Genomic DNA, 11388 nt, shown 5'->3' with positions numbered 1-11388 from the left:
TTCCCCAAACTATCCTCAATTGCCGCCTTGCCACAGTTCGAATTATTTAGAAAATTAATTATTCGTTATACATAACGCTAAAAAATTTACTTTTCACTCAGTAGGTTATCAATAATCGTGTGTGCTTGCTGGTAGCTTTGTTCGTTACCAAAGATATGGGCTTGGTTGAGTAGATAATAGAGCTGATATATTGGCTGTCTATCTAAAAAGCCATTGGGAAGCGGCCAAACGCTTTGGTAGCCATCAATAATTTGGATCGGAAGATCTTGATATAATGGCAACATCGCAATATCACACTCCCTATCACCCCAATAACATGCGGGGTCATACAGCACCCCTTCAAGATTTTGAGTGATAGCACAGTTAGCCGGCCATAAATCACCATGTAATAAAGAGGGCTGTGGTTGATGCCCAGCAAGTTTGTCCTTAACAATATCGACAATTTGCTGAATATCAGCAAATACCATTCCTTTTTCAGAGGCGAGTTGTAATTGTAAGCCAATACGCTTTTCTGCAAAAAATGAATTCCAACGCTTTTCCCAGCCATTAGGTTGTACAATTGTGCTTAGCATAGTATCAAAATCAAACCCATAACTAGGCTGTTCTTCCCATTGATGTAAACGCGCTAATTGTTGACCAAAATGCCATGCATTAGTGTTATCGAAAGGTTTGAGAGGGAAATATTCGAGCAGAAGAAAACTGTGGTGCTTATTGCTGCCAACGCCGTAAACCTTAGGAACGGTTATTGTTTGGCTTTTAGCGAGCATTTCAAGTTGTTCAGCCTCTTGTTTAAATAAAGGCAAAAACTCACGCCGGTTTTGTTTAATAAACACGGTGTGTTCACCATAGTCAATTCTTAACGTATGGTGAATATCACCACCAGACAGAATGACTTTGTTACGTAGCTCCGCCTCTCCTAAGTGTTCACTTAATAAACGACACATTGCTTGCCACATGACTCACCTCGCTCTGCTTTGGTCTTCATTAATATAATACTATAGCGACAGTTTAGGAATTAACAGTGATAATTGTTTAAAAAGAAGAAGCTATCACGAAATTATAGAACAATTATTAGGTGAATAAATATTAATCTAGCCTATGTTCAGCCAAATGAGAATGTTCAGATAATTTAGCCTGAGCTCAAGATCTTGACGCCATTTGTGAGCGATTTCAGGTAAACTGCAAAAAATACTTTCATACTTAAGGAGTGCTATGAACACGGATTTTCAAAAACCGCGCTGGTTAAGAGACTTACTGCGATTTATTCCGCTGAAAAGCCAGTTTGTTCTATTTGGTAATGTTCGAGACCTACAAGCCAGCGAAATTGCACCCACTATAGTGACACCGCTGCCATTTAACCAAGCACTCTTTAATCACTTATTTCAGGCAGGATATGCCTATGTGATTACCTACACGCCACTTATTGGCTTCCAATGCGTGGCAAACCCCAAAGAAAATCCGCAAGCGAGTGCTACATTGATGCAAAACTTAGGTTTGCATATGGCTGATGATAAAGCCGCTGGTGGTATTGATATGCTAAATCATTTGCTGGAAAAATTTATTAACTACAAGCAGCAGCCAATTGCATTATGTATTGATTTCGCCTCTTGCTTGATTTCCCATCGCGATAACCTAACTCCAGCTGAGCACAGCTTATTTACTCGGGCTCTGATGGTTTCTCATCAAGCTAAAACGCGACCAGCAGGGGAAAATAACCAACCGTTTTACAATTCTATTTTTTGGATTGTGGAGAAAGAGACTGACTTGCCGGATTGGTTTTTAGTCAATAACCCTCGAATAAGAGTCATTCCTGTGGCGAAGCCTGATAACCAAATTCGTCGGGTGCTCACGCCGATGCTGCTAGCTTCTTTGACTGATATTAATGGCATAGAGCAGGCAGATAAAGACAGCTTATTTAATGACTTTATTGATGAGACAGAAGGACTCTTATTACTGGACTTAACGGCGATAGTGCAGCTAGCGCGGATTGAAAATGTCCCTGTGACGCGAATTAGTGATGCAGTAAGACGTTACAAAGTGGGAATAACGGAAGATCCGTGGAAAAAAATCGATAAACAGAAAATACATGACGCGCCACAGATAATTTCTCGCCGAGTTAAAGGCCAACAACATGCCGTCACCCATTTATTGGATATCATTAAACGTGCCATGACGGGAGTGGGGGGGCATAAAGGAGGCCGACCTCGGGGCGTTTTATTTTTAGCGGGGCCAACGGGGGTAGGAAAAACAGAACTGGCGAAAACAGTGACTCAATTGCTATTTGGTGATGAAAGTGCCTACATCCGTTTTGATATGTCTGAATTTAGCGCTGAACATGCAGACCAGCGCTTAATTGGTGCTCCTCCCGGCTATGTCGGGTATGACTCTGGTGGTGAATTGACGAATGCCATCCGTGAAAAGCCATTTAGTGTGGTGTTGTTTGATGAGATAGAAAAAGCACATCCGCATTTGATGGATAAATTTCTACAAATTATTGATGATGGCGTGTTGACATCAGGCCGTGGAGATCGTGTCTATTTCTCGGAATCTTTAATTATTTTCACGTCAAATCTCGGTATTTATCGTTTAGATGCGAATGGTGAGAGAGTAGCGAATGTGCAACCCAGTGAGCCTTTTGAAACGGTGACACGCAATGTGAAAAGTGAGATCGAACGTCATTTTAAATTAGTACTAAATAGGCCTGAGTTACTCAATCGAATTGGGGAAAATATTATTGTTTTTGATTTTATTCGCCCCGATGTGGCACAACAAATATTTGAGCAAATGGTGGACAATATTCTTTCTGGTTTGGAAAAACAATCGCTGACGATCACCATTTCCCCACAAGCAAAAGAAACGCTAAAACAGCATTGTTTAGCCGATTTATCGAATGGGGGGCGAGGAATACGCAACCAATTGGAAAGCTACCTAATTAACCCGTTATCTCGTGCTATTTTTGACCAAGATTTACAACCTAATTCGGCCTATCAAATCGTCGAAATAACCACAGGTGAAACCACCCAAATCACTTTAGCTGCGATGGGTAATTGATGTGATGAATATTAGTATTTCACGAATTCATTTTCCAATTATGGCTCTAGGCCCCGGAAAACGTATTGGTATCTGGTTTCAAGGCTGCTCATTACGCTGTAAAGGCTGCCTTTCTCCTGATACATGGCAAGTGAAAGACAATAACATCACGGTAGAACAATTACTGGAACAGATCACTGAGTGGCTACCATTGGCGGATGGCATCACGATTTCAGGGGGAGAGCCGTTTGAGCAGCCGGAAGCGTTATTTTCATTAGTCAGAGGGCTCAAACAGCGAACGGATGCGGATATTTTGGTTTATAGCGGTTATCAATGGGAACACATCGAAGAGAGTGTTTCACAAATGTCGCCCTATATTGATGCGTTAATCAGTGAGCCCTTCAAAGTGGCGCTTCCGCAAACCCAAATGCTTAAAGGTAGTGATAATCAACAATTACATATGCTGACGCCATTAGGTAGGACGCGGTTTATAGCATATCAGCGTGCGACGACAGCCGAGGATAAAGTGTTGGATTTAGCGTTTGACGAAACTGGGCGGCTATTTTTGGCTGGTGTTCCTGAACGTGACGATATGTTGCGCCTGCGTACTCTGATTGAACAGCAAGACCAGTCTTTGCAACAACTAAAAAAATAACTAATTGGATGAATGGATGACCATGATACGTTTTTGCCCTCACTGCCAAACAGAGCGACCGTTAACTGAGATTTTTTGTGCTGGGCAAATTAAAACACCGCAAGGAGATAATCAGCTTTGTGGTTGGGATTTAACCCTTGAACCCATTCATGAGTCTGGTTGGCGTCCTATTGATGTACCCAATAGCTCGGTTGAGCGTCCACAACTCCATATCGATGAAAACAATCAGAATAACCAAATTATTGAGCAAAGAGTTTGTGTGAACGGGCATCCAATGGGTGAGGGGGATTTCATCTGCCTCGAATGTGGGGAAGATGCCGCTGTTGAACTTAGAAATACTGAGGAACCATCTCAAACACGGATAGGCAATTGGCGACTTGAGCGACGTATTAACCAAACTGATAGTCCAAGGGAACGTTACTTAGTTACACATATTGAAAGTGAAAAAAGTGGCGTACTAACCTTATATCAAAAAGGTGAAGAACCTGATCCCACTATTTACCAAGTACTTCAACTGATCCCAACAGACCACGTGCCTGAGTTTTATGAAACGGGTCGCTGGGAAAACCGTGCTTGGCATGTGACAGAATTACTGGAAGGTGGCTCACTCAACCAATTTATTCAGCAAGGGGATTTTTGGCAACCTCATGAAATTCCAAAATTAGTTGAGGAAATGGGGCAAGCGATAGCGGCATTTACCGAGCATGGTTTGCGCCATCGTAATCTGTGTCCCGCTAATTTATTGATCCGCAGCCGTGAGCCTTTAGATATCGTGGTTATTGAATATGGCTCTGCGAGTTTGTCTGAATTTGACCTTGATATCGTAACACCTTTGGATATTTCCCGTTATAGCGCACCAGAAACTTTAGCTGGCGGTGTGAGTGCTGCATCAGACTGGTGGAGTCTCGGGGTTATTCTATTAGAGCAACTAACCCGAGGGCAGTGTTTCGCCCAAATTCATGATAATGCATTTTTAATCCAAGTCATGACCAATGGTGTTGATTTACCTGATGATTTAGATCCCAACTTACAACTATTATTACGTGGATTACTGTGTCGGGATCGTTTTTTACGTTGGCAATGGCCGCAGGTGTCTGCGTGGTTGGAGGGGAAAGCCGTCCAAGCCCCACAAACCGCGATAGCAGGCTCGCCAGCTCAATACCATCAAGTCCAGTTTGCAGGTCAGCAATTTTCTCAGCCAGATACTTTTGCCATGGCTGCTGGTGAACAAGCGCATTGGGATGATGCAGTCCAATTTTTGTTACGCGGGGAGTTAACATCATGGCTCGCAAAATTTGATAATAGTCAGGAGCAGCTCAAGCAACTTCAGGGCTTTTTAGACAGTGAAAAATCGCTAGATGAGTCTGAGCAGAGTGAAATAAATCAAGATATTAAGCTCACTCTAGCCTTAAAAATCCTCAACCCGAATATGCCATTTATTTATCGTGGTGAAATTATTACGCCTGCATGGTTATTAGAACAACCCGCTCTTGCCTATGCACTCATTAGCGAGCCATTAAATCAACACATTCAGTATATTGATCCACAACATTGGCTCGTACAGCTCTACCATCGTCAATGTTTAGTACGCCAACGCGCTGAACAATTGAATATATTACTCAATGAAGAAAGCCTGAAACTGTATTTGTTGATCACGTCAATTAGCCAGCTCGCTGCGCGTTGGGAATTGCTGCATAGCCAGTTTCCTGACTCTCATAACGAAAGCCTACAAGCCTTATTAGATAGACAAAATCGACAAGAAATTGATTATATTTTATTGCTAAGTGCCGATCTTGGGCAGTTTATTGCTTTGAGCACGTTAGTCGAGCAAGCCTTTGAATTAGCGGAACAAAATGATATCCACAGTTTTGATAAAGCAATAGCCAAAAACCAACTTTTGTTACCAAGAGGGGAGCTATACCAGCTCATTAACCTCCGAGTCAGTGATTTTAAACGTATTGGGCTTCCTGAACTCGATAGTTGGGTGGATAACTTTTTATTAACGCGTCGCTTGCCGTTAGAAAAAATACTCGTTTTGCTCGCTATTCCATTCGAACATTGGCAAGTCCCCGAGTCACAAAAATATGTTCTTGAAGTTCTAAGGTTTTTTACACAAAAGCTCACGTCAGTGACACAACGTGGAAACCTAGTGCGCATGCGTTTAACGCAAAATACTGGGCGAGTCGATTTAATGGAATGCGATAGCCCGGTTCGCCGTGCGAATATGCTACTCGAACATTTATTGAACCGTAAAAAAAGTGCGGTTACCATTGATAGTGATTTGCTATTACAACATCAAGGTGTTAATAACCGGTTACGGATCCTACACTCAGATACGCAGTTATATCAACGGGATACAGGTATTGATGGCATGTATCTTGGTTTCCCATTCTTATTATTGCACACACAGCCGAACCAAATTAAGCCACGAATAGCGCCTTTGTTTTTATGGCCGGTTTCGTTGCGTACTTCTTTAGCTCAAAATAGCCCCATTCAGCTTAGTTTTGATCAGGAACGGGGGGCAATACGCTTAAATCCAGCACTAGCAAGCTTTGCGGGTATACCTTCAGTGACTGAATGGCAAACAGTATTAGATAATTTATTATCTAAAGCGGGTTTAACCATTGAAGATATGATGGAAACACTTTCGTCTTTATTGCCGATACAAGGTACGGAACTGACGCCACTACCGTCGATCACTGCTCCAATTGCAGAGAATAGTGCACAAATCTGTTGTTCAGCGGTACTCTTCCATACCTCGTTTATTGGTCAGGCGATGAGTAGCGATTTACAGCAAATTGCTGGGCTACCGATTTCTCAAACAGCCTTAGCGACAATGCTAAAAGTCACGCCGCTCGACAACATAAATGGAATACAGTCAGATAATTTACTTAACCAGTATGCGTTGTCATTGGCCGATCCATCACAAGAACAAGTTGTTCAAGCTGCACAAACTAACACGGGGCTGTTGATTGAAGGGCCGCCAGGAACAGGGAAAAGTCAAACGATCGTGAGTTTGATTGCGGATGCAATAGGACGTCAGCAAACCGTTTTAGTGGTATGTCAAAAACCTGCGGCACTAGAGGTAGTCTATAAGCGTTTGATTGCTAATGGATTAGGAGATAGAGCGCTATATATCAGCCAAAGTCAAAGAGGGCGTGACACTATTTTGGCAGTGAGGGAGCAAATTGAGCAACTTTGGGAACAAGGAAAAAGCCAGCTCAGTGAGCGTGATTGGCTAGGAGAAAGAACTCATCTTGTTAATCGCGTTCAACTTTTTGAACGAAAATTAGACAGTTATTTTCACTCGCTGAATAATATCGACGAAAAGTTTCAAGTATCTTATAAACAAGTATTAATCCAATTGATTGAACTTGAAAAGCTTCCTCATTTTGATATTGATGAACAGAAAATTAAGCCATTATTAGCACAACTTGATAGTCATACGATTGAGCAACTAACGGATGACTTGAAGTTACATACATATACATGGTGGCAATTGGATTATGAAAATAATGCACTAAACGCCTTAGCGCAGTTTACGGCAGACGATCCTCAATATTTATTGTTTAATCAATCTATTACTACATTGATTGAGACTGAAAAGCAGCGTGATGAAGCCTACCAAACAGAATATCAGCAAATTACGTTGACTCAATTATCGACTCATGAGCAATGGTTAACACAGTATGAAACACAATTTAACCAACTAACGACTGAACAATGGCAGGCACTCTCCCGTTGGTTACCACTCTTTAGTGGTGAAGCGGGAAATTCCATTATTCGCCAACTTCAGCAGTTGTATGAGCGTTTATTATCGATTAGTGAAGAGAATACAGACCCGTTATTATTCCCTGTACTTAGGGAGATTGATAATCAGCATCTTGCCCAATTATCTCGGGCATTGATGGAAACAATACAAGGGTCATGGTTGCGTTTCTTGAACCCGTATTACTACCGTCGGCAAAACCAATTAAAGTCATTTATGGCAAGCAGCGGCTTAGCATCTACGACTGAAAAACAGACGTCAGTGCATAACACCATTGCCGCTGAGCAACAATGGCGTTTGCTTGCACAGGAATTACAGCCGCTATATCAACAGCTTGGTCTTGAACTTCAGTTGGGTCACCAATGGCGTAGTACATTGCAACCGCTAGTCATGCAACTAAAACAAGTCGCGGACATGGCTGAGCGCCTTACTCAGTACCCTGAACCTGTGCATTTTATAGACGCGATTATTCAGCAACAAAAAACAGGATTTACTCATCAATGCTATGAAGTCAGGGCGGCCATAGCAAAATTACGCGCAAGAACGGAAAGCTTAAACCAGCTGAGTGAGCTAGGTAGCGTATTTTCATCAGAAACAGTTGAACGGTTTAAAATGGCCATAGTAAACGGCGAGTCATATACCGCTGAACTGGTGAAAATCGAGGAACAAAAAGAAAATTTATTACGTTACCAAACATTTAGGTTGGATACTCAACACTTTTCGCCGCAGCATTGGGGACTCCTTGGGCTATTAAAACCGGCAATTCAGTCGCTTATTGCCAATGACAATTTCACAACGCAATGGCGAGAACAATTAATCCAAACTGTTAACTATTACTTCTGTCTGTTCACTAAAGCGCAGTTAGTGGCAACATTGCCTGCATTAAGCACCAACCACGACCAGCTGATGTCGGATCTAGCCGAATTAGAGAATGCCCAAAGACAATTACAACAATTCAATAAATTGGCATTGACGGCGAATATAGATATCAAAATGTTAGGAAACCGTCGTGAATGGGAAGAAATTACTCGTTTAGCAGGGCCAAGAGCTCGACGTTTGAGGGAGTTTATACAAGAAGGTCGAGAGATTGGATTAATGCAACTACGCCCCGTTTGGCTGATGACACCCGATGTGGCGAGCCAAGTACTTCCACTTGAAAGCGCTATGTTTGACAGTGTTATCTATGACGAAGCCTCACAGATGCCAATTGAATTTGCATTATCGACCTTATTTAGAGCTAAGCAGGCTATTGTTAGTGGCGATGAAAAGCAAATGCCGCCTTCAAAATTTTTCACAGGTAAGCTAATTGAAGAGGATATTGATGACGAAGAGGATGACCAACAAGAATTGGCGGGAGAGCAATGGGATTATCGGCAAATCAGTGATTGTCCTGATTTATTGCATTTAGCGCGAACCGTATTACCTATTCATACACTGGATATTCATTACCGTTCTGCCTACCGAGAACTAATCAATTTTTCCAATTTCGCCTTTTATGAAAATAGGCTCAATATTCCAGCGCACTTTTCAGCCAAAATGGTCAGTGAAATTAAGCCATTACAGCTTATTCCAGTTAATGGTACTTATGTTAACCAAAGCAATGAAGCGGAAGCTATCGCCATCGTAGAACATTTGGCCTCAATGTGGCAGCGGCCTTTCGAGCAACGCCCTTCGGTGGGGGTAGTTACATTTAACCAAAAGCAAGCTACATTAATTAACCAAATAATTCAATTACGTGCAGCACAGGATGAAGACTTTCTTCAAGCCTATGCGCAGGAAACCAAACGCACTCATGATGACGAAGATATGTCATTTTTTGTGAAAAATGTGGAAAATGTGCAAGGTGATGAACGAGATGTGATTTTATTTTCTACCACATTTGGTCGCAATACACAGGGGACATTCAGACGTAACTTCGGGGTATTAGGGCAAACCGGTGGAGAACGTCGTTTAAATGTTGCTATTACTCGTGCTCGTCAGCAAGTCGTGATTATGTCATCGATGCCAATAGATGAAATTTCTGATTTATTAGCCACTTACCGCAAACCAGAAATCCCACGGGATTATTTACAAGGCTATCTGGCTTATGCATTAAATGCATGTAACCCATTAATGCAAAAAGAAAACGAAAAACTTCTCCACCGCATGTGCCATACGCGGTCTGCAGTTGATAGCGAAACGCTCCCGAACAATGCGTTTGTCGATTCGGTCATGGACTTTATTCGACAAAGTGGCTGGCAGGTAACCACCGCAAGCCAAAATGGGGTATTCCATTTTGATGGTGTTGTTGAGGATCAAACCAGTGGTCGTTTGCTCATCGGTATTGAATGCGACATACCATCACATCCATTATTGAAAACAGCCCGTTCTAGGGAACTGTGGCGTAGCGCTGTTTTGACGCGTGTGGTACCCGCGCGTTATCGAGTTTCTCTTATCGAGTGGTATCAAAATCGTGATTTGGCACAGCAACGGCTGCATGGCGCCATTTCTCAGGCTTTATTAACCTCAACCTCCTCTCAAATAGAGAGCTTAGATCCGCAAGAAGGTGCGTTATGAGTTCATCGGTTCATCGTATAACTGTTAGGGAAATGAATGAAATTCAGTGCCGGCGTCAGCTTGTGGTCGTTAAACGCCGATTTAAACAGTGGCAAATATTGGCAAACAATAGCCAATATCATCAGCCGCGTATTGCACAAATCACACAAGCTTATCAGCAGCTAATGGAAAATGCTGCTCAGTTTGCCACATTGTCATCACGCAATTTAAGCTTATTGAATAACCAATTGGTTGAGTTTACTGGGACACTGAATAACGAAGTACAGGAAGTTCGTGAGCAACAACTTGAAAAACAAGCGTTATTAGCCCGGACAAAAAAACACAGAGAACATAATTTGGCTGAGTTAATCACATTGGTTCGTGAAAAACTGCCAAATGAAGTCGAACTACTTGCACAATTAGTTTCGGCAAGTGAACAGGATGAAAATCAATCGAATAAACTGATTTTTAAAGCACTCGCTTTATTGAGTCCGCAATCAGCAGCATTAACGCCAACAGCTGTGGCATTATTGAATCAACTAAAAGCACAATCTGAAGGCGTAAAACAATTCTGGCAATCAGGCTTACCTCAAACGCCGTTTGCTAAGCAATGTGAACAGATCCTATTGATGATTGAAAAACTGAAATTGATGGCCTCAATTGATGATGCTCAACGTGCTGAACAACAACTGGCTGAGCTTCGGGAGCTTAAAGAAGGTACCCAGCGCCATTTACGAGCCGATTCATTGATCATGACATTGGCGGAGCAATTAAAGTTAAGTCAGCAACGTGTCGAACTTATCGATAAAATTGAACAACTTTGTGATGAGTTGGCTATTTTTGCGAGTGATGAAAATGAAGCCATGATTTCGAATGCGTTAACAAGTATGCAATCAAGCTCGCTAGAAACGTTAACTGCATGGATAGATAAGCTCGTTAGTGCCGTAAGTGTTGCAGAGCAACAGATTGTTGCCACTGCACAAAGGAAAACGGTATTAGATGGGTTAGGGAAACTCGGTTATCAAGTTCAAGATACAGATGTTAAAGCATGGCTGGAGGATGGCAAAGTGGTTGTCACACATCCTGCTACGCCAGGATATGGGCTTGAATTAGGCGGGAAACAAGCACGTTTTCAAGCGCGTACAGTGGCTTTTTCTGCAGGGCGCGATAATTCACGTGATCAGGATGTTGATGCAATTTGGTGCAATCAACACCAACAATTACAAGATATTATTGCTCAAACAGATGCGGAACTTGTTGTTGAACAGGCACTACCTGCGGGAAGTGGGGAAATGAAAGTGTATGAAACTCAATCTGAAGAGCAACGTCGCAATATTGCTATAAACCAACCCAAAACACGCAGTAAGTAAATATGGCTAAAAAAATTTAGTCACATTTT

At 42.1% G+C, this 11388-nt stretch carries 5 protein-coding genes; 4 read left to right on the top strand and 1 reads right to left on the bottom strand.

All coding sequences use genetic code 11. The features are described 5' to 3' along the window. Window positions 1-86: 86 nt before the first annotated feature. Window positions 87-956: a fructosamine kinase family protein gene (locus tag PSF42_RS00595; RefSeq protein ID WP_272679261.1), complete on the bottom strand. Its 870-nt coding sequence runs from the start codon at window positions 954-956 to the stop codon at window positions 87-89. Window positions 957-1212: 256 nt separating this feature from the next. On the opposite strand from PSF42_RS00595, the gene PSF42_RS00590 reads away from it, so the two are divergent. From PSF42_RS00590 to PSF42_RS00575, 4 genes are read left to right on the top strand one after another with little or no spacing between them, the layout of a single operon-like run. Next, entirely contained in the window at window positions 1213-3051 is a 1839-nt protein-coding gene (locus PSF42_RS00590) for an AAA family ATPase (RefSeq protein WP_248468282.1), read from the top strand. 4 nt (window positions 3052-3055) lie between these two features. Beyond that, entirely contained in the window at window positions 3056-3685 is a 630-nt protein-coding gene (locus PSF42_RS00585) for a 4Fe-4S single cluster domain-containing protein (protein ID WP_272679262.1), read from the top strand. A 16-nt stretch (window positions 3686-3701) separates the two neighbouring features. Next, on the top strand, window positions 3702-10010 hold the full coding sequence (locus tag PSF42_RS00580) for a protein kinase domain-containing protein (protein WP_272679260.1): 6309 nt from the start codon (window positions 3702-3704) through the stop codon (window positions 10008-10010). Then, window positions 10007-11359 (top strand): hypothetical protein, encoded by a 1353-nt coding sequence (locus PSF42_RS00575; protein WP_272679259.1) that lies wholly within the window; start codon window positions 10007-10009, stop codon window positions 11357-11359. Before PSF42_RS00580 ends, PSF42_RS00575 begins: the two co-directional genes overlap by 4 nt. Window positions 11360-11388: the final 29 nt, after the last annotated feature.

This window comes from Providencia sp. PROV032 (assembly GCF_028484875.1).
GTDB lineage: Bacteria > Pseudomonadota > Gammaproteobacteria > Enterobacterales > Enterobacteriaceae > Providencia > Providencia rettgeri_E.
The sequence above is the reverse complement of the archived record's forward strand: the minus strand, read 5'-3'. Positions and strand labels throughout refer to the sequence as shown.

Excerpts from the sequence above, each read along its gene's own strand:
- PSF42_RS00595 (WP_272679261.1), bottom strand. The coding sequence starts at position 956 with ATGTGGCAAGCAATGTGTCGTTTATTAAGTGAACACTTAGGAGAGGCG.
- PSF42_RS00590 (WP_248468282.1), top strand. The coding sequence starts at position 1,213 with ATGAACACGGATTTTCAAAAACCGCGCTGGTTAAGAGACTTACTGCGA.
- PSF42_RS00585 (WP_272679262.1), top strand. The coding sequence starts at position 3,056 with ATGAATATTAGTATTTCACGAATTCATTTTCCAATTATGGCTCTAGGC.
- PSF42_RS00580 (WP_272679260.1), top strand. The coding sequence starts at position 3,702 with ATGACCATGATACGTTTTTGCCCTCACTGCCAAACAGAGCGACCGTTA.
- PSF42_RS00575 (WP_272679259.1), top strand. The coding sequence starts at position 10,007 with ATGAGTTCATCGGTTCATCGTATAACTGTTAGGGAAATGAATGAAATT.